This is a genomic window from Rhodoplanes azumiensis, from assembly GCF_042682915.1.
GTDB classification, from domain to species: Bacteria; Pseudomonadota; Alphaproteobacteria; order Rhizobiales; family Xanthobacteraceae; genus Rhodoplanes; species Rhodoplanes azumiensis.
Map to the genome: position 1 here is coordinate 80,100 of NZ_JBHUIW010000012.1, position 18,689 is coordinate 98,788.

Annotated in this window: 15 protein-coding genes; 8 read left to right on the top strand and 7 right to left on the bottom strand. The window is 70.0% G+C overall.

The genetic code is table 11. The features are described from left to right. Positions 1–2: 2 nt before the first annotated feature. A complete protein-coding gene (locus ACFSOX_RS12020) occupies positions 3–785 on the bottom strand; it encodes a hypothetical protein (RefSeq protein ID WP_378478051.1) in 783 nt (260 codons plus the stop codon). A gap of 15 nt (positions 786–800) precedes the next feature. Then, complete coding sequence (locus tag ACFSOX_RS12025) at positions 801–1,745, bottom strand: VWA domain-containing protein (protein WP_378478052.1); 945 nt, start codon at positions 1,743–1,745, stop codon at positions 801–803. A 277-nt stretch (positions 1,746–2,022) separates the two neighbouring features. Between ACFSOX_RS12025 and ACFSOX_RS12030 the strand changes: the two genes are divergently transcribed. The 4 genes from ACFSOX_RS12030 (at position 2,023) to ACFSOX_RS12045 (ending at position 4,008) form a co-directional block, all read left to right on the top strand. After that, the gene (locus ACFSOX_RS12030) at positions 2,023–2,556 is read left to right on the top strand and encodes an isochorismatase family protein (RefSeq protein ID WP_378478053.1); all 534 of its coding nucleotides are present in this window, start codon (positions 2,023–2,025) and stop codon (positions 2,554–2,556) included. A gap of 198 nt (positions 2,557–2,754) precedes the next feature. Continuing rightward, positions 2,755–3,060 (top strand): hypothetical protein, encoded by a 306-nt coding sequence (locus ACFSOX_RS12035; protein WP_378478054.1) that lies wholly within the window; start codon positions 2,755–2,757, stop codon positions 3,058–3,060. 79 nt (positions 3,061–3,139) lie between these two features. Continuing rightward, positions 3,140–3,529 carry an aspartate 1-decarboxylase gene (gene panD / locus ACFSOX_RS12040; RefSeq protein ID WP_378478055.1) on the top strand — a complete coding sequence of 130 codons (390 nt, stop codon included), beginning with the start codon at positions 3,140–3,142 and terminating at the stop codon, positions 3,527–3,529. A 347-nt stretch (positions 3,530–3,876) separates the two neighbouring features. After that, positions 3,877–4,008: a hypothetical protein gene (locus ACFSOX_RS12045; RefSeq protein ID WP_378478056.1), complete on the top strand. Its 132-nt coding sequence runs from the start codon at positions 3,877–3,879 to the stop codon at positions 4,006–4,008. An 80-nt stretch (positions 4,009–4,088) separates the two neighbouring features. On the opposite strand, the gene gyrA is transcribed toward ACFSOX_RS12045, so the two are convergent. Beyond that, on the bottom strand, positions 4,089–6,920 hold the full coding sequence (gene gyrA / locus ACFSOX_RS12050) for a DNA gyrase subunit A (RefSeq protein ID WP_378478057.1): 2,832 nt from the start codon (positions 6,918–6,920) through the stop codon (positions 4,089–4,091). 294 nt (positions 6,921–7,214) lie between these two features. Here gyrA and ACFSOX_RS12055 point away from each other — a divergent pair, with 294 nt between their 5' ends. Both ACFSOX_RS12055 and ACFSOX_RS12060 read left to right on the top strand, forming a co-directional pair. Next, a complete protein-coding gene (locus ACFSOX_RS12055; RefSeq protein ID WP_378478058.1) occupies positions 7,215–8,615 on the top strand; it encodes a hypothetical protein in 1,401 nt (466 codons plus the stop codon). 102 nt (positions 8,616–8,717) lie between these two features. Beyond that, on the top strand, positions 8,718–9,338 hold the full coding sequence (locus ACFSOX_RS12060) for a MarC family protein (protein ID WP_378478059.1): 621 nt from the start codon (positions 8,718–8,720) through the stop codon (positions 9,336–9,338). A 136-nt stretch (positions 9,339–9,474) separates the two neighbouring features. Here ACFSOX_RS12060 and ipdC read toward each other — a convergent pair whose 3' ends face one another. After that, on the bottom strand, positions 9,475–11,109 hold the full coding sequence (ipdC, locus tag ACFSOX_RS12065) for an indolepyruvate/phenylpyruvate decarboxylase (protein WP_378478060.1): 1,635 nt from the start codon (positions 11,107–11,109) through the stop codon (positions 9,475–9,477). Between the two features lie 133 nt (positions 11,110–11,242). Beyond that, entirely contained in the window at positions 11,243–11,734 is a 492-nt protein-coding gene (locus ACFSOX_RS12070) for a single-stranded DNA-binding protein (RefSeq protein ID WP_378478061.1), read from the bottom strand. Between the two features lie 559 nt (positions 11,735–12,293). On the opposite strand from ACFSOX_RS12070, the gene ACFSOX_RS12075 reads away from it, so the two are divergent. Both ACFSOX_RS12075 and ACFSOX_RS12080 read left to right on the top strand, forming a co-directional pair. Further along, positions 12,294–13,052: an outer membrane protein gene (locus ACFSOX_RS12075; RefSeq protein ID WP_378478062.1), complete on the top strand. Its 759-nt coding sequence runs from the start codon at positions 12,294–12,296 to the stop codon at positions 13,050–13,052. Positions 13,053–13,424: 372 nt separating this feature from the next. Next, positions 13,425–14,210 carry an outer membrane protein gene (locus tag ACFSOX_RS12080; RefSeq protein ID WP_378478063.1) on the top strand — a complete coding sequence of 262 codons (786 nt, stop codon included), beginning with the start codon at positions 13,425–13,427 and terminating at the stop codon, positions 14,208–14,210. 128 nt (positions 14,211–14,338) lie between these two features. Here ACFSOX_RS12080 and ACFSOX_RS12085 read toward each other — a convergent pair whose 3' ends face one another. Beyond that, positions 14,339–16,552, bottom strand: a complete 2,214-nt coding sequence (locus ACFSOX_RS12085; protein ID WP_378478064.1) for a ComEC/Rec2 family competence protein — start codon at positions 16,550–16,552, stop codon at positions 14,339–14,341. Positions 16,553–16,924: 372 nt separating this feature from the next. After that, a complete protein-coding gene (locus ACFSOX_RS12090) occupies positions 16,925–18,607 on the bottom strand; it encodes a glutamine--tRNA ligase/YqeY domain fusion protein (RefSeq protein WP_378478065.1) in 1,683 nt (560 codons plus the stop codon). Positions 18,608–18,689 lie beyond the last annotated feature (82 nt).

Below are 18,689 nucleotides of genomic sequence, written 5' to 3' on the forward strand. Positions count from 1 at the left end.
CGCTACCCGGTCTCGACGATCATGAGGGTCGTGTCGTCGCGCCGCAGCCGGCCGGCGGCACGCTCCGCGATCACGAGATCCGCGAAGGCCGTCTGGCTGTCGATCGCCTGCAGGCGGGCGAGGCGGGCCGCGGCGTCGCCGAGCAGCCAGGCGCCCAGCGCGTCGGTCATCAGGCAGAACGCCGTCCGGGCGTGCGGCGTGTAACGGCCGACCGTCCAGATGCCGGACTGGTCGAGCAGATGCACGCCGTCGACGACATTGGTGTGATCGGCGGTCGAGAGCAGCACCGGCCGGCGCTCGAACGCCGCCGGCGTCGACAGCGGGAAGGACCGCACCAGCGTCGGCCCCGCGCCCGCGCCGTTCGCGGTGCCGTCACCCTCGCCTGCGGTGTCGGCCGCTCCCGCGGGCGCGCCTTCGGCGACGACGCAGATCGAGTCGCCGATCGCCTGGATCGCGTAGAGATGCTCCTTCGGCCACAGCATCAGGCCGACCAGCGCGGCGTAGCTGCCGCGCCGGTAGGCGTTGCGCCGGTAGGGCGGCCATTTGCGCATGTCGAAGGACTGCTCGTAGGTCGCCCGCGCGCCGGCGAGCAGGGTGCGGTCGAGCGGCGCGTGCGCCACGAAAGCGGCGGCGAGCGCCCGCGCCCATCGCCCGGAGGCGAACGACTCGGTCGCCCCGTCGCACACCGCGAAGGCGGTCGCCGCCGCATTGGCCGCGAAGGCGTCCTCGTTCTCGGACGGCACCTCGGGCTCCTTGGGCACCGACCAGGCACGCACCCGGCGCATCGCCCCACCCGGCCGTCAGGCCGGGCTCGCCTCCTTGGTCGGCTGCGCCGACGCGGGCTGTGCCGAGGCGGGCTGCGCCGACGCGGGCTCCATGGCGACCACCGGCTCGGCGTCGGCCGGCGCGACGTAGACGGGCGCATTGGCCGGCCGCGTGCCGATCTGGAAGAAGCGGGCGATCGTGTCGGTGCCGGCCTTGAAGCCGAAGAAGCGCGAGGTCGCCGTCGTCTCGTAGGACTCGGCGACGGCCGGGCGCAGCGGCTCCGGGATCTCGCTCGACATGCGGAACAGCTTCTTGGCGTAGACGTCGGGCAGCGCCGCCTCGTCGGACGGGAAGACGATCTCCTTGCCGGTCTCCCGGCTGACATGGAGATTGAACAGAAGAACGGCGCCGTCCCAGGTGGTGATCGCCTTGATCTCGTTCGCCACCGGCTCCGGGTCGCCGTCGGTCGGCTCGCCGTCGGTGACGTGGAAGACGATCGGCGGGAACGAGGCGGGATGCTCCTTCACCCAGGCCGCGACGATGTCGCGGGTCTTCTCCAGCGCCTTGACCATCGGGGTGTCGCCGACCGCGACCGGCTCGAACCACACCTCGGATTCGACCTCCTCGTCGCGCATCTTGCCGTCCGGGCCCGGCACCTTGATGGTGACGGTCTCGATCCGCAGCGGCGCGTCGGCGACCCGCGAGATCGGCAGGAAGAAATCGTCGGTGCCCTTCCAGACGTTGCGCACCTCGCCGTCCGAATAGCCGAGCGCGGCGACATGGAAATAGTCGCGCACCTGCTCGTCGCCGCGGGTGCACTGGTTGACCAGCTCGCGCAGCGCGTCGTTGACGCTGCGCGCCAGGAAGCCGGCGAGCGTCCGGCGGGTGTTGTTGAAGGCGTCGTTCATCGACGACGACTGATCGATCACGAACACGAAGGCCGCGGGATGCTTGCGGCTGATCTCGGCATCGTATGGCATGGGCTGAATCTCGCGGTGGAGCGGCAATGCTCCAAGCTGTACCACCCGGGCCGGAGACGGTCGAGCCGCGCGACACCGGATCGGGCGCGCGCCGGGCTGCGGCGGTCTCCTTCCCCGCTCCGCCCGCGGGCTTTCGCGGCCCTGCCTGGACAAACTGCCCCGTGTCGCGCCGGGCGGTTCCGGTCTACTGTCATCGTTCGATTCTACCGGACGTCGATCGCCCGACCGCGGCCGCCGCGCCGCATTTCGGCGGAGAGTCATTTCGGCGGAGAGTGCCGTGCCGACCATCGATCCCAAGCGATCGACCCTCGTGGTCGTCGACTTTCAGGACCGCCTGATGCCGGTGATCGCCGAGGCGGAGACCGCGATCGCCAATGCGCGCCGCCTGCTCGAGGGCGCCGCCTTGGTCGGCATCCCGGTCGTGTTCACCGAGCAGAACCCGAAGGGGCTCGGCCGCACCGTCGCCGGGCTGCCGACCGCCGGCCATCCGGTGATCGCCAAGCAGACCTTCGACTCGCTGCCGGCGCCCGGCTTCCTGCCGGCCCTGGCGCCCGCCCACGCGCTCGTCGTGGTCGGCTGCGAGGCGCATGTCTGCGTCTGCCAGACCGTGTTGGGCCTCTTGGCCCGCAAGCGCCAGGTCTATGTGGTGCGCGACGCCGTCGGCTCGCGCGCCGCCGAGAGCAAGGAGACGGCGCTGCGCCGCATGGAGCGCCACGGCGCCGAGATCGTGACCACCGAGATGGTGCTGTTCGAGTGGGTCGAGTCGGCCGAGCACCCGAAGTTCCGCGACGTCGCCAAGCTGGTGAGATGAGGGGGCGCCGGCGCGATCATATTCGCCGACGCTGAAATCCCGCGGCCGGGCAGGCCGTTGCGAGCCGCCCGCCGGATTTCGGTGCCGGCGCCGCCATCGCCGAACCGTCACGCCCCCGCCCTGGTCCCTGACGATTGCCGCCCGCTTCGTCGCCGATCCTGGCAGCCTCAACGATTCACGCTCGTCGGGGGGCTGAGCATGATCGTCCTGGACTGGATCGTCGCCGCGCTGGTCGGCGGCTTCGTCGCGGCTGCGGCCGTCGAAGCGCAGCTCTATCGCGACCGGAAGACCTCCGGCGCCCGCCCGCGATCGGAGCGGCCGCCGGCGGCGCACGGGCTGTGGAGCGTCGCCGAGGCGGCGTGGATCGGGGCGCACGGCGCGGGGCCGCGTCGGCTCCCCGCCCCGGAGCCCGACCGGCCGGGCTTCGCGACCGCCGGCGCCTACGACGTTCGTGTGCAGTGGGCGCCGGACCGGGCACCGCGGCGGCGTCGACGCCGGCGCTGAGCCGCGGCTCCGGCCTGCGGGCGACCCGGTTGGCACAGCCGCAAAAATCTGGCATGGGAGCGCCGCCGAGGAGCCCCCGATGCATATCCGGATGTTCTGGTCGAAAATCCACCGCGCGACCATCACGCATGCCGACCTCCATTACGAGGGCAGCTGCACCATCGACGCCGACCTCATGGACGCCGCGAAGATCCTGACCAACCAGGAGCTTCACGTGTGGAACGTGACCCGCGGCACGCGCCTCGTCACCTACGCGATCGAGGGCGAGCGCGGCTCCGGCGTGATCTGCATCAACGGCGCGGCGGCGCACGGCAACACGCCGGGCGACCTCGTGATCCTCGCGACCTTCGCCGACATGACGGCCGAGGAGGCGAAGCGCCACGTCCCGACCGTCGTCCAGGTCGACGCCGACAACCGCATCGCCCACATCCGCGACGAGCTCCCCGGCCCGGCGCTGCGGGCGATCTGATTCTTTTCAGCTGCGTCGGGTGGGTAGAGGCGTGAACGCGCCGTGCCCGCGTCGTGCGACGTCGATGACCAGACCGCGTGGGCACGGCGCTTGCGCGCCTATGCCCACCCTACGAGTTTCGATCCCGCACGAACCCGGCGCTCTCCCGCCCGACCATATTCCCCCGCCCGGAATTCTCCCCGCCGCGACGTCGTTTGCCGTCGCGCCACGGTCCCCCGCACCGTCCGTCACCGGCCGACACATCGCGAAATCTCCCCGCGCCGGCCGCGATCCGACACCGCTGCCGCCGGAGTCTTCGGCGACGCTGGCCTGGTTGACGGACCATGACTCGTTCGGGGGGACAGAGCATGATCGAGCCACACTGGATCGCATTGTCGCTGGTCGCCGGCTTCGTGGGGCTGGCCGCGACCGCCTGCATCGTCGAATGGCGCCGGCTCGCGGCGGAGACGCGGCCGGGGGCCGGCTCGAGCCGGATGTGACGACGCGCGGCGACCGCCGCGCCTGATCGCCGCCGGATCCCGGTTCGCGGCGCGTCGCGCCGCGCCCGGCACACGAGCGATCAGGCGCGGTCGCCGTGCCCGTTGCCGTTGTCGCCGTTCTCCTCGGCCTCGCCTTCGGAGAGGCGCTCGACCGAGACGACGCGCTCGCCCTCGGCGGTGTCGAACACGATCACGCCCTGGGTCGAGCGGCCCTTGATCGAGATCTCGGACACGCCGCAGCGGATCAGCTGGCCGCCGTCGGTGACCAGCATGAGCTGGTCGCTCTCCTCCACCGGGAACGAGGCGACGAGCTTGCCGATGCGCGGCCGGATGCCGGCGCGGGTGCGGTTGTCCATGGCGACGATGCCTTTGCCGCCGCGGCCGGTGATCCGGTACTCGTAGGACGAGGTGCGCTTGCCGAAGCCGCGCTCCGACACGGTGAGGACGAACTGCTCGGCCGCCGACAGCGCGACGTAGCGCTCCTCGCCGAGCTGGATGTCGGCCCCCGCGCCCTCGGCGCCCGTGGTCTCCTCGCGCTCCTCGAGCGCCCCGGCTTCCGCGTCGGGCTCGGCCTCCGCGCCGGTGCCACGGCGGACCGCCATGGCGCGCTTGAGATAGGCCTCGCGCTCCTCGCCGGTCGCGTCGACATGGCGCAGGATCGACAGCGAGATGACCTTGTCGTCCTTGTCGAGCGCGATGCCGCGCACGCCCATCGAGGTGCGACCCGAGAAGACCCGCACGTCCGTCACGGGGAAGCGGATGCACTGGCCGATCGCGGTGGTGAGCAGCACGTCGTCACGCTCGGTGCAGATCTGCACGTCGACGATCGCCTCGCCCTCGTGGCCGGTGTCGGCGTCGAGCTTCATGGCGATGATGCCGGAGCGACGCACGTCGGAGAAGTCGGAGAGCTTGTTCCGCCGCACCGTGCCGGAGGTCGTCGCGAACATCACGTCGAGCTCGGCCCAGGTCGTCTCGTCCTCGGGCAGCGGCATGATGGTGGTGATGCGCTCGTCCTGCTCGAGTGGCAGGAGGTTGATCATCGCCTTGCCGCGGGCGTTCGGCGCGGCCAGCGGCAGCCGCCACACCTTCTCCTTGTAGACCCGACCGCGCGACGAGAAGAACAGCACCGGCGTGTGGGTCGAGGCGACGAACAGGCGGGCGACGAAATCCTCCTCGCGGGTCTGCATGCCGGAGCGGCCCTTGCCGCCGCGGCGCTGCGCCCGATAGGTCGACAGCGGCACCCGCTTGACGTAGCCGAGATGCGAGACGGTGACGACCATGTCCTCGCGCTGGATGAGATCCTCGTCCTCCATCTCGCCATCCTGGTCGAGGATGACGGTGCGGCGCGGCGTCGCGAACTTTTCGCGGACCTCCAGCATCTCGGACTTGACGATCGACTGGATGCGGGCCCGCGACCTGAGAATGTCCAGATAGTCCGTGATCTCGGCGGCGAGCTTGTCGAGCTCGTCCTTGATCTCGTCGCGGCCGAGCGCCGTGAGGCGCTGCAGGCGGAGATCCAGGATCGCGCGGGCTTGCGCTTCGGAGAGCCGGAACGTGCCGTCCGGCTGGACCTTGTGGCGCGGGTCGTCGATCAGCTCGATCAGCGGCAGCACGTCGGCGGCCGGCCAGTCGCGCCCCATCAGGGCCTCGCGCGCCTCGTTGGCGTCGCGCGACGCGCGGATCAGGCGGATCACCTCGTCGATATTGGCGACCGCGACGGCGAGGCCGACCAGCACGTGGGCACGGTCGCGCGCCTTGCCGAGCAGGAACTTGGTGCGCCGCTTCACCACCTCCTCGCGGAACGCGATGAACGCGTTGAGGAGATCCTTCAGCGACATCACCTGCGGGCGGCCGCCGTCCAGCGCCACCATGTTGCAGCCGAAGGTCGATTGCAGCGGCGTGAAGCGATAGAGCTGGTTGAGCACCACGTCGGCGACGGCGTCGCGCTTGAGCTCGATCACCACCCGATAGCCGTCGCGGTCGGACTCGTCGCGCAGATCGGCGATGCCCTCGATCCGCTTCTCGCGCACCAATTCGGCGATCTTCTCCACCATGGTGGCCTTGTTCACCTGGTAGGGAATCTCGGTGACGATGATCGCCTCGCGCTCCTTGCGGATCGTCTCGATCTCGGCCTTGCCGCGCATCACGATCGAGCCGCGGCCGGTGTGGAAGGCGGAGCGGATGCCGGCCCGGCCCAGGATCACGCCACCGGTCGGGAAGTCCGGCCCCGGCACGATCTTGATCAGATCCTCGATGCCGAGCGCGGGGTCGTCGATCAGCGCCACGGCGGCGTCGATCACCTCGCCGAGATTGTGCGGCGGGATGTTGGTCGCCATGCCGACCGCGATGCCGCCCGCCCCGTTGACCAGGAGGTTCGGGAAGCGCGCCGGCAGCACCGACGGCTCCTGCTCGTTGCCGTCGTAGTTCGGCCGGAAGTCGACCGTGTCCTTGTCGATGTCCTCGAGCAGCGCCATCGCGGGCCGGGCGAGCCGGCACTCGGTGTAGCGCATGGCCGCGGCCGGATCGCCGTCGACGGAGCCGAAGTTCCCCTGCCCGTCGATCAGCGGCAGGCGCATGGAGAAATCCTGCGCCATGCGCACCAGCGCGTCGTAGATCGCCGAGTCGCCGTGCGGGTGGTATTTACCCATGACGTCGCCGACGACGCGCGCCGACTTGACGTATTTGCGATCCGGCAGGTGCCCCTGCTCGTGCATCGAGTAGAGGATGCGGCGATGCACGGGCTTGAGCCCGTCGCGCGCATCGGGGAGCGCACGCGACACGATCACGCTCATCGCGTAATCGAGATAGGCGCGCTTCATCTCCTCGGTGATGGAGACGGGGCGAATGTCCGATGGGCTCGAGGGCCCGGTCGGACCCGTGCTGCCCGGCGGGGGTGTGTCGTTGTCGGCCAAGTGCGGAGAATCCCGGCGAATCCGTTGCCCTTTAGATAGTCCATCGCGGCTGCGAAAGCCAGTTTCGCGGGCCGCGGCGCACCGATATCTTTCCCTTTGTTCAGAGACAGTTAGCTGGACAGCCCACCGCCCGGGCGACAATCCTGTGACGCGATGCGGCGAGGCGGGCGCGGCAGTCACGCTCGATCCACGATCGCAGACACGCCCCGCATCACATGGTTGTTATTTCGTCTTTTAGCTTCCTTTGATTGAATATGGCGACATCGTGGCGCCACTGTTTTCGGGAGGGTGCGAATGACCGATGGTCGAGACCCTGGGACAGACAGCCGAAATACCGAGAAGAACTCCGGCGGCACCCAACTCCTGCTCTCGATCCAGCAGGACGGTCCGGACTACAAGGTCCACGGCAGTCAGCTCGAAACCGTCGGGGCGAAACTGCGGGGCAAGCCGCATTTCATGGTTCCCCTGACACTCGCCGCCCTGACAGCGCTGTTGGCGGGGACGCTCCAGGTCGTCAATTGGAGCAACACGGTGGCGGTCGAAGACGCCGGGGGCGCTACGGAGCGCGCCTTAAAGGTCACCCAGGAGGTGACGGCCGCGATCGGCCGCCGGCATTATGCGACGCTGACGTTCATTCCGTCGCTGCGTGATCTCGTGCAGCCGAACGGCGAGGCGCATCCGGACACAGTCGTCTGGCCGCATCCCGAGAAAAATCGCCCGTCCGCGGTAGGCTTGGCATCCGAACCGCCAGGTCTCGTCGCGCCGGAGTTGTTTGCAAGTCGCGCCGACCACCCCGGAACATTCCAGAAGCCGATCGTCCAGAGACCTCCACAGCCGTCCGACGAGCCGATCGGAGTCGCATCCCAGTCACCCGCCGGCAGCGGCAATCCACTCGCCCCAGACAGCCCCGGGGTCGCCCCTCGTCCCGTGTCCAACGGTCAGACGGGTCGCGGTGATATTCCGAAGGCTGTTCCGCTCTCGCCGCCATATGTCGCATCCGCGACCGAAGGCGTGATCGCAGTCGACATATCGCCCGATGCTGCTGCGGCGATGGCTCAGTCCCGTCTCGAGGAATGGGAGATCGCACTCAAGAAGCAGCGGTTCGAGGCCTACTACGCCAGCCTCAAGGAATGGAACGAGAGCATCGACCAGAAGCTCACCGACGTCCACTTCGCTCTCGATCAGATGATCTTCGAGGACGCCGGTCAGACGAGCAAGCTGACGCATCAAGGGTTCGTGAAATTCTTCAACACGATGCGGGGCACCGATCAAAACGGGCGAACGATCGCCGCCAAGCGGCTCGACTGCGCGCGCTTGCCCGTTCACGCGAATTTCGGGGAGGAACTCGAGACGATCGGCCTGACCGCCGACAGCCTGAAGATGCGGCTTGCCGGCATCCATTTCTGCTTCATGGAGCTGAACACGATTCTGGACGAGGCGAAATCGAAGAAGCGGAAATGGACGCCGGAGCTCTATTCGGAGATCGTGCTTCGACACGGAAAGATCCGCGAGCTCGGCAGCGAGTTGAATTGTCTGGCGCTGCACCGGGTCGACTATTATCGGGCCAAGCGGGAGCGTTCGTTCATCAACCCGACGTCCCTCGTGTGGCGAATGCTCGGAGGTGTCGAGCAGGACGCCCGTGACCATTTCACGAATGCGATGTCGAAGTGCAGCGGGGTCACGCGCGCGTCGTGACAGCCGGGAGCGCTCGCGACCATGACGGCCTCGACATCGACCATGCCGGTGGACGTTCTTTACTGATTTGACGGCGTCGGAGCTCGGCTCTACGCCCTAGGCATGGATCTCGATTTTCTTCTCTCCGCCGCCGTCACGCTGTTCGTGGTGGTCGACCCGCTCGGGCTGGCGCCGGCCTTCCTGGCCGTCACCGAGGGGCTGCCGGCGGCGGCGCGCACCCGCGTCGGCCTGCGGGCGACCCTGATCGCCGTCGTGGTGCTGGTCGGGGCGGCGCTCGCCGGCGAATGGCTGCTGCACCATCTCGGCATCGGCCTGCCGGCCTTCCGGATCGCCGGCGGGCTCCTCTTGTTCGCCGTCGCCTCCGAGATGGTGCTCGGGGTGCGCATCGAGCGGCAATCCCGCGAGGCCGAACAGGCGATCGAGGAGCGGGTCCGTCACGTCGCCGCCTTCCCGTTGGCGATCCCGCTGATGGCCGGCCCCGGGGCGCTCACCGCGGCCATTCTGCTCGCCGGCCAGGCCGGCAGCCTCGCCCGGCTCGGCCTGCTGATCGGCGTGATCGTCGTCGTCTGCGCGCTGTGCCTCGTGGTGTTCCGCTTCGCCGGCCGGCTGTCGCGGTTCCTCGGCATCACCGGCAATGTCGTGCTGTCGCGCCTGCTCGGCGTCCTGTTGGCCGCGCTCGCCGTCCAATACGTGATCGACGGCGCCAAGGCCGTGTGGGGCTGAGGGAAGCCCTCATTCCGGGGTGCGGACCGTAAGTCCGCGAGCCCGGAATCCATACGCCCGGTGTGGATGGCTCACGAAAGACCGGGGTTATGGGTTCCGGGCTCGCCGCTGCGCGGCGCCCCGGAACGACGGGCTGTCACTGCCGGTCCCGCGCGCTCTTCAGGCCCGAGACGAAGCGGGCGAGCGTGCGGGACGTCACGCCGCGCGGAATCATCGCCTCGATCAGCGAGAAGACGCCGCGACGGGCGACGGCGCGCTCCAGCGCGGCGGCGAGCTCGTTGCGGGTCGAGACCCGCTCGCCATGGCCGCCGAGCGCCGGCGCGGCCGCCGCAAAGTTCCAGTCGGACAGGTCGTTGAACTTCGATTCCGGTTGAAAGACCCGGAGCATCTCCCAGCTGGCGTTATTGAAGACGATCACGATGGGATCGAGGCCGTAGCGCCGGCAGTTGCCCAGCTCCCAGCCGGTCATCTGGAAGGCGCCGTCGCCGACCAGGATCAGCGGCCGCGTCCCGGTCGCCGCCGCGACCCCGATGCCGGCCGGCACGCCGAAGCCCATGCCGGCATAGTAGCCGGGCGCGGCCAGCGCCGTGTTGTCGATCTCCATCGCCGTGAACAGGCAGTCGCCGATGTCGGAGGTCATCGGCATCGGGCCGTGGCGGTCGAACAGGTCGTTGAGGGCGGTGGCGATGTCGGTCGGGGCGAGCGGCCGGTCGTCGGCGACGAGGCCGCGCGGATAGGCCTCGAACGGCGGCAGGCTGCGCGGCTTCGGCGCGGCGTCCCCTTCGGTGCGGGCGAGCAGCGCGCCGACCAGCTCCTCGATCGGCAGCTCCGGATAGACATGGTGGCCGACCCGCACGCTCCGGTCGATCGCCAGCACCGTGTGGCGCCAGTCGAAGCGCTTCTCCGACAAGGCGAAGTTGGTGTCGCACAGGATCACGCCGAAGAGCAGGAGCGCGTCGGCGTCCTCGACCAGCCGGGTGACGGCGGGGTCGCCGGCGCTGCCCAGATAGGTGCCGCGCAGCACGTCGGGGGCCTGCTGCAGCAACCCCCGCCCCATGAAGGTCGTCACCACCGGGATGCCGAGCCGTCGGGCGAGCGTCGCCACAGCCGCCTCGATGCCGTAGCGGCGGACCTCGACGTCGACGACGATCACGGGCGACGCCGCCCGGCCGAGCAGCGCGACGATCTCGGCGGCGCATTCGGCGAGCGCGTCCGGCTCGGCGGCGCGCGGCGGCAGCACCGGCACGGGCGCGACCTCGACGTCGACCATGTCGCGTGGCAGCTCGACATAGACCGGCAGCGACCGCTCGCGGGCGCTGCGCAGCACCCGGGCGATCTCGCCGGGGGCCGTCGCCGGGTCGTCGAGAACCGCCTGGTCGCAAGTGATCTCGCGGAACACCGCGAACTGGGTGTCGACGCTGCGCGCCTGATGGTGAAGAAGCAGGCCGCTCGCCCGCTCGCGCGCCCCCGGCGCGCCGGCGACGACGACGACCGGCGAGCGCTCCGCATAGGCGCCGGCGACCGCGTTGACGACGTTGAAGGCGCCCGCCCCGTAGGTGACGACCGCGACCCCGATGCCGGACCGGTACCGCGCCGCCGCGTCGGCGGCGAAGCCGACGGCCGGCTCGTGGCTGAGCGTGAAGGCCGGCAGGATCGCCGTTTCCTCGACGATCTTGAAGAACGGCAACACGAAATCGCCCGGGATGCCGAACAGCTCCCGGGCGCCGTGGTCCTTCAGGCCCTGCAGGAGGGCGGTGGCGAGTGTCGGCATTCCCGGGCTCCTCGGGCGCGGTCCCGACGCCCTCGGCCGGCGACCGTGCACGGCGATTCGGGAGCGTCACGCTCGGGCCAGGAGAGCACGTTTCGCGCCAGCCCGGGATCCCCAGGGCCGGCGCCGCCGCGGCTCAGAACGGAATGTCGTCGTCGAGATCGTCGCGGCGCGACGCGGCGGCCGGCGCCGGACGCCGCTCGCGGCTCGGCGCCGGGCCGCTGGCGCCGAAGTCGTCGCCGCCCTGGTCGTAGCCGCCGGCACCGCCCCCCTCGCCGCGGCCGTCGAGCATCGTCAGCACCGCGTTGAAGCCCTGCAGCACGACCTCGGTCGAGTACCGGTCCTGGCCGGACTGATCCTGCCATTTCCGTGTCTGAAGAGCACCTTCGATGTAAACCTTCGAGCCCTTCTTCAAGTACTGCTCGGCCACCCGGCAGAGCCCTTCGTTGAAGATGACGACCCGATGCCACTCGGTCTTCTCGCGCCGCTCGCCGGACGCCTTGTCGCGCCAGGTCTCCGACGTGGCGATGCGCAGATTGGCGATCGGCCGCCCGTCCTGGGTGCGGCGAATCTCCGGGTCGGCTCCGAGATTGCCGATGAGAATGACCTTGTTGACCGAGCCCGCCATGCGCCTCTCCACTCCTCACGACGCTTCGCCTTGAAACCACATGGACGACCCGGACGGGACGAACCAGATCGGACGTCGCCGGCCGTCGAGGCGGGCGCGTCGCGGAGCGCGCCACACCCTACCCGTTATCGGCACGGCAACAAGCCGGCGCCGCGGCTTGTCCACACGCCGATGTTCTTTTTATGTTCTTTTAGCGCCGCGCGCCGGCTCGGGCAAGCCGGAGCGGGCTCGCAACACCGGGACGCGCCGTTCGATCACGGGAGCGTGAACAGCGAGGCCGACGGGCGAGCGGCATCCGGTGCCCGGCGGCCCCGCGGCGCTCGGAAAACGAACGTCCACGGTTGCGACTTCGATCGGGGTTTCAGCGCTTTCGTGCGCTCCGAGCCGCGGCGACGCCGAACCGGATCGTGGCATGGACTAACCCGAATGGGAATGACACAAAGCTGCCACAACTCCACGTTCCCGGGCGCTGTGGCATATATGTCACCACGGCCACGGCGATTCCTCCTAGTTTCCGCCTCGGGACTTCGGTGTTTCTTCTCGGAAGGAGGGGCCGTTTATGAAGAAGATCCTGCTCGCTACTGTCGCGGCGCTCGGCTTTGCCGGCGCTGCCTCGGCCGCGGACCTGCCGGCGCGCATGCCGGTGAAGGCGCCGCCGGTCATCGCTCCGGTGTTCTCGTGGACCGGCTGCTACATCGGCGGCTACGTCGGTGGCGCGTGGTCGGCCGACGACTCGACCGCGTATCCCTATACCTCGGGCACCGCCAACACCTACGGCTATGCCTACAACGCCGACTCGAGCTTCATCGGCGGCGGCACGCTGGGCTGCAACTGGCAGCCGGTCGGCTCGCCGTTCGTGCTCGGCCTCGAGGGCGAAGTCGGCTATCTGAGCGTCGAAGGCTCGGCCTACGATCCGCTCCGCGGCACCGGCTACTATGCGTCCAGCAAGGCCGGCGACTGGTACGGCATGATCACGGGCCGTCTCGGCTACTCGTGGGATCGCGCCCTGCTCTACGTGAAGGGCGGCGTGGCCTTCGTCGACGTCGAGAGCACCTACACGATCCCGGGCGCGTCGATCTCGCTCAGCGACACCGTCGCGACCTGGACGGTCGGCGGCGGCCTCGAGTGGGCCTTCGACATGAACTGGAGCCTCAAGGCCGAGTACATGTATATCGGCCTCGACGAGACCCACGCGGGCTGCGCCTCGACGGCGGCCTTCGGCTGCTTCTCGCAGGACGTCGGCGGCATCCACACCGCCAAGATCGGCCTGAACTACCGCTTCGGCGGCTTCGGCGCTCCGGTCGTCGCGAAGTACTGAGCCTTTCGACCTTCTGTCGAGCGGAAGCCCCGGGGAAACCCGGGGCTTTTTGCTTTCGGGCGGCGCGCGCCGATGCCCCGGCTCGCGCGAGCGCCGCCCGACGGCCGGCGACACCGATCGGGCGACGGGATCCGGGTCGGCCGTGGCCGGGTGCCCCATCCGCCGCAGGCTCGATGTCCGGCCGAATCAATGGCAGGCGCCGGGGAGACCCCACCCGCGAGCGGACGAGCCCGAGGGCATGAGTGGGGCTAACCCACGCGAGAAGATGGACATCTTTTCTACTGAGTTCGGGGCTGTGGCGAAAATGTCACCACCCACAACCTGAATCGACCTACAGTGCAGTATCGCTTCTACGAGAGGGGGGGGTTCTCCATGAAGAAGCTTCTGCTGGGTACGGTCGCGCTGATCGCGATCGCCGGGACTGCGAGCGCCGCCGACCTTCGGATGCCCGTGAAGGCTCCTCCGGTCGTCGCGCCCGTGTTCTCGTGGACCGGGTGCTATATCGGCGGCTATGTCGGCGGCGCGTGGCGTGCCGACGACGGCGACACCGTCTACTATGATCGGCTGGGCGTGCGCGCGACGCGCGGCTGGGGCTACAGCGACGACTCGAGCTTCATCGGCGGCGGCACGCTGGGCTGCAACTGGCAGCCGGTCGGCAGCAACTGGGTGCTCGGCCTCGAAGGCGAGATCGGCTACCTGAGCCTGGAGGGCAGCGCGAACGATCCGTCCGTGCTCGTCGTGGCGCCGAACTACATCACGGCGTCGGGCAAGGTCGGGGACTGGTACGGCATGATCACCGGTCGTCTCGGCTACGCCTGGGATCGCGCCCTGGTCTACGTTAAGGGCGGCGCGGCCTTCGTCGACACCGAGACCACGATCGCGGCTCGGGTCGGTGCCAACACGTTCCTGGCCTCGACCAGCGACACGCAGGCGACCTGGACGGTCGGCGGCGGTATCGAGTGGGCCTTCGACATGAACTGGAGCATCAAGGCCGAGTACATGTACATCGGTGTCGACCAGACGCATACGGTGTGCGGCAACGGCGTGGCCTTCGCCACGACCGACTGCTTCGACACCAATGTCGGTGGCATCCACACCGCCAAGATCGGCCTGAACTACCGCTTCGGCGGCGGCGCGCCGGTGGTGGCGCGGTACTGATCGGCGGCCCCGTCGCCGTCGGGTGACGGCTTCTCCGGTCCCAGTGGGAGCCCCGGGTTTTCGCCCGGGGCTTCTGCTTTTTCGGCCCGCGCGACGCGGCCGATCCGCGGGCGCATCGAATCGCGCCGTCAATCCGGATCGACGTCCTCGATCGCCGGCGTGGCGTCGGGCGGCGAAGACGGGCGCGATGCGGACACCGGCGCGGCGCGCAGGGCCGCGGCGACCGGTGCCGGCGACCAGGGTCGGTCGTAACCGGGCGGGCGCGCCCGTGTGATCACAAATCCCTCCCCGGCGCGGCGCAGCGCCAGCGCCCCGGTCTCGGTCAGCGTCGTCCGGTCGATCACGGTGGCGCGGCAGCCCTCCGGCGGATCGCGCAGCGCGACGATCAAGGCCGCACGGGCGCAGTCGTCGGTAAACGACTCCGCGGTGCGCGCCACCGCGACGGCCGAGCCATCCGCGAGGCGGGCGACGCAGCCGGCCGGATCGCAGGCGAAGCCCGCCGCGACCTCGGATCCGTCGGGCGGCCGCGGATCGGCGTCGCCGGCGAGCCAGTCGCGCGCCGCGAAGTTCAGCGATCCGGTGCGCAGCACCGTGAGCCGCCCGTCGACGCCGCGCACCGCCACGGCCTCGGCGCCCGGCGCGATCAGCACGTCGGGCTTTTCGGCCGCACCCGCGAGCAGCATGGCGATCACCAGAAGCCCGGCCCCGCTCCACCGCAGCGGCGTGCGCAGCAGCGCCAGCACGACGAGCCCCGCGGTCGCGACCAGGAGCGCGTCGACCCCGAAGGCCGGCACCCGGCCGACCGCGCCCGGCAGCGCCGCGACCCATTGGGCGACCGTCGTCATCCAGTCGATGCCGGCGCCCATCAGCCGCCACAGCGGACCGTCGAAGCCGAACGGCATCACGACCAGCGCGACGATCCCGACCGGCATCACGAAGCCGGAGACCACCGGCATGGCGCCGAGATTGGCCAGCACGCCGTAGGGCGCGACGCGGTGGAAATGATAGGCCGCGAAGATCGTGGTCGCGAGCCCGGCGACCAGCGAGGCGACGATCAGGGCCACCACCTCGCGGGCGCCCCACAGCGCGAGCCGCGCCCCGAGTTGGCTTCGCGGCGCGGCGGCGAGCCAGGGCATCCCCTTCTCGTAGACGGCGACCAGGGCCAGCGTCGCCGCGAAGCTCATCTGGAAGCTCGGATGCACCACGGCCTCCGGGGTGAGCAGCATCACGGCGAGCGCCGCGACGGCGAGGGTGCGCAGCGTCACGGCGCGGCGGTCGAGCATCACGCCGGCGAGGACGATCGCCGTCATCACGAAGGCGCGCTGGGTCGCCACCTCGGCGCCGGACAGGATCAGGTAGAAGGTCGCCGCGACGAGGGCCGCACCGGCCGCCCATTTCTTGATGGGCCGCGTCAGCGCCAGGCCCGGCACCAACGCGAGACCGGCCCGGAGCACCACGAAGACGAGGCCGGCCACCACGGCCATGTGATAGCCCGAGATCGACAGCACATGGGCGAGGCTCGACACGTACATGGCCTCGTTCACGGACGACGAGATGGCGTCGCGCTTGCCGGTGATCAGGGCCGAGGCGATGGCGCCGGCGTCGCCCGACAGCGCCGCCCGGATGCGGGCGTCGATTCTTTCGCGCAGCGCGTCGATGGCCGCCGCGGCGCGCAGGCCGAGATCCGGCGGGCGCGCAGCCGGTGCCGACCGCACGGTGCCGAGCGCGAAGCCGGAGGCGCCGATGCCGTGAAACCAGAGGTCGCGGGAAAAATCGTAGCCGCCCGGCCGCAGCGGCGCGAGCGGCGGCGACAGGCGCGCCGTCAGCGCCACAGGGGTGCCGACCGGCGGCGCCATGCCCTTGCGCACCGACACCCGCACGCGTTCCGGCCGCACGCCCGCCGCGACCGGCCCGCCGCGCGGCATCTCGAACGAGCCGACGCGCAGCACGATGCGATCGCTCCTCTCGCGCTCCTCGCGCTTCTCGACGAAGCCGGTGAGCTTCGCCCCGAAGGCGGGCTGGCGCAGCACCGGCGCGTCGACCACGCGGCCCCGCACGGTCGCAGCGAGGAAGCCGGCCGCGACGGCGGCGATTCCGATGGCGGCGAACACGGCGGCGCACCGGCGGGTCGCGAGGACGAGGACGAGCGCGGCGGCGAGCGCCGTTGCGGCCGCCCACGAGGCCGGCTCGGTCTCGGCGGCGAAATAGAGGACGATGCCGGCCGCGACGCCGATCGCCAGCCAGGGAAACAGCCGGCCCGGCTCGACCTCGGCGGCCGCCCAGCCGGCGATCGTCCGGCCCGCCGCATGGGCGAGATCGCCGAGCCGGACCGGCAGCGGCACGGGGAAGGCACGGCCGCCCGCCTCCGCCCCGGCCCCGGGCTGCCGTGGGCCGACCGGAAGGACGCCGACGCGCCCGCGCGCCCGTTCGCGCGCCCCAGAGGGCGCCCTGCCCGGCTCCGCCATGCGGCACTCCGCGGTTGGCTGGAGCCACAAGGCTATTCTATTTTTCCGGGAAACTCAGGATGAACACAGCGGAAACGAAGGCAATATACCGGGGCGCCCCGCGCTCCTCCGCGGTCATGCCCGCGCTCGTCGCGGGCATCCACGTCCTTGCGGCGCGGCTCCGGCGAATAACGTGGATGGCCGGGACGAGCCCGGCCATGACGGGTTCGGGGATTGCGATGAAGGATCCGCGCCGGAAGGATCGGGCACTCACCCGCCGCCCTGCACCTTGGCCCAGGTGTCGCGCAGGCCGATGGTGCGGTTGAACACGAGCGCGCCGGGGCGCGAGTCCGCGTCCGGGCAGAAGTACCCCTGGCGCTCGAACTGCACGGCCTGCTCGACCGGCACGTCGGCGAGCGACGGCTCGAGCCGGGCGCCGGTCAGCACCTCGAGCGACTGCGGGTTGAGATCCTCCGCGAAGGTCGCCGGCGTCGGCGCCGGGTTCCTGAACAGGTTGTTGTAGACGCGCACCTCGGCCGGGATCGAGTCGGCGGCCGAGACCCAGTGGATGGTCGCCTTCACCTTGCGGCCGTCCGGGGCGTTGCCGCCGCGGGTCTCCGGATCGTAGCTGCAGCGCAGCTCGACCACCTCGCCGGACGCATCCTTCACCACCTCCTTGCAGGTGATGAAGTAGGCCCAGCGCAGGCGCACCTCGCGGCCCGGCGACAGGCGGAAGAAGCCCTTCACGGGCGTCTCCTGGAAGTCCTCCCGCTCGACATAAATCTCCCGCGAGAAGGTGAGTTTTCGCGTGCCTTTGGTCGGGTCGTCGGGGTGGTTCACCGCCTCCAGCGTCTCGCTCTGCCCCTCCGGATAGTTCTCGATCACCACCTTGAGGGGCTTGAGCACCGCCATCCGGCGCTCGGCCGTGCGGTTCAGCACCTCGCGAATGGAGAAGTCGAGCATCTGCATGTCGACGACGCTGTTGGCCTTGGCGACGCCGATACGCTTGGCGAATTCGCGCAGCGCCTCGGCCGGCACGCCGCGCCGGCGCAGGCCCGAGATCGTCGGCATGCGCGGGTCGGTCCAGCCGGTGACGTAGTTCTCGCGCACCAGCGTGGTGAGCACGCGCTTCGACAGCACCAGATAAGTGATGTTGAGCCGCGCGAACTCGTATTGCCGCGGCTTCGACGGCACCGGCAGGTTCTCGATGAACCAGTCGTACAGCGGCCGGTGATCCTCGAACTCGAGCGTGCAGATCGAATGCGTGATGTGCTCGATCGCGTCGGACTGGCCGTGGGCGAAGTCGTAGCTCGGATAGATGCACCAGGCGTTGCCGGTGCGCGGATGATGCGCGTGGAGGATCCGGTAGAGCACCGGATCGCGCAGATTGATGTTGCCGGACGCCATGTCGATCTTGGCCCGCAGAACCCGCGCCCCGTTCGGGAACTCGCCGGCCCGCATGCGGCGGAACAGGTCGAGGTTCTCCTCCACGGATCGGTTGCGGAACGGGCTGTCGGTGCCGGGCTCGGTGAGGGTGCCGCGGGTCGCGCGGATCTCCTCCTGGGTCTGGTCGTCCACATAGGCCTTGCCGGCCTGGATCAGGTGCTCGGCCCAGCCGTAGAGCTGCTCGAAATAGTCCGAGGCGTAATAGAGGTGCTCGCCCCAGTCGAAGCCGAGCCAGCGCACGTCGCGCTCGATCGAGTCGATGTATTCCTGCTCCTCCTTGACCGGGTTGGTGTCGTCGAAGCGCAGGTGGCAGCGGCCGCCGAACTCGGCCGCGACGCCGAAGTTGAGGCAGATCGACTTGGCGTGGCCGATGTGCAGATAGCCGTTCGGCTCCGGCGGGAAGCGGGTGACGACCTCGCTCCGGCGGCCGGATTCGAGGTCGGCCTGGATGATGTCGCGGATGAAGTCGCGGCCCGCTTCGGCGGCGACCGGTTCGACTGCCGTCATTGTCGCTGTCCTGTGGACGTCGGTGTCCCGTGGTCCCGTGCCGCCGCACGAGTCGCGCGGAGCGGCACACATCCAGGTCTTG

Excerpts from the sequence above, each read along its gene's own strand:
- ACFSOX_RS12020 (WP_378478051.1), bottom strand. The coding sequence starts at position 785 with ATGCGCCGGGTGCGTGCCTGGTCGGTGCCCAAGGAGCCCGAGGTGCCG.
- ACFSOX_RS12025 (WP_378478052.1), bottom strand. The coding sequence starts at position 1,745 with ATGCCATACGATGCCGAGATCAGCCGCAAGCATCCCGCGGCCTTCGTG.
- ACFSOX_RS12035 (WP_378478054.1), top strand. The coding sequence starts at position 2,755 with ATGATCGTCCTGGACTGGATCGTCGCCGCGCTGGTCGGCGGCTTCGTC.
- panD (WP_378478055.1), top strand. The coding sequence starts at position 3,140 with ATGCATATCCGGATGTTCTGGTCGAAAATCCACCGCGCGACCATCACG.
- ACFSOX_RS12045 (WP_378478056.1), top strand. The coding sequence starts at position 3,877 with ATGATCGAGCCACACTGGATCGCATTGTCGCTGGTCGCCGGCTTCGTG.
- ACFSOX_RS12055 (WP_378478058.1), top strand. The coding sequence starts at position 7,215 with ATGACCGATGGTCGAGACCCTGGGACAGACAGCCGAAATACCGAGAAG.
- ACFSOX_RS12060 (WP_378478059.1), top strand. The coding sequence starts at position 8,718 with ATGGATCTCGATTTTCTTCTCTCCGCCGCCGTCACGCTGTTCGTGGTG.
- ipdC (WP_378478060.1), bottom strand. The coding sequence starts at position 11,109 with ATGCCGACACTCGCCACCGCCCTCCTGCAGGGCCTGAAGGACCACGGC.
- ACFSOX_RS12070 (WP_378478061.1), bottom strand. The coding sequence starts at position 11,734 with ATGGCGGGCTCGGTCAACAAGGTCATTCTCATCGGCAATCTCGGAGCC.
- ACFSOX_RS12075 (WP_378478062.1), top strand. The coding sequence starts at position 12,294 with ATGAAGAAGATCCTGCTCGCTACTGTCGCGGCGCTCGGCTTTGCCGGC.
- ACFSOX_RS12080 (WP_378478063.1), top strand. The coding sequence starts at position 13,425 with ATGAAGAAGCTTCTGCTGGGTACGGTCGCGCTGATCGCGATCGCCGGG.
- ACFSOX_RS12090 (WP_378478065.1), bottom strand. The coding sequence starts at position 18,607 with ATGACGGCAGTCGAACCGGTCGCCGCCGAAGCGGGCCGCGACTTCATC.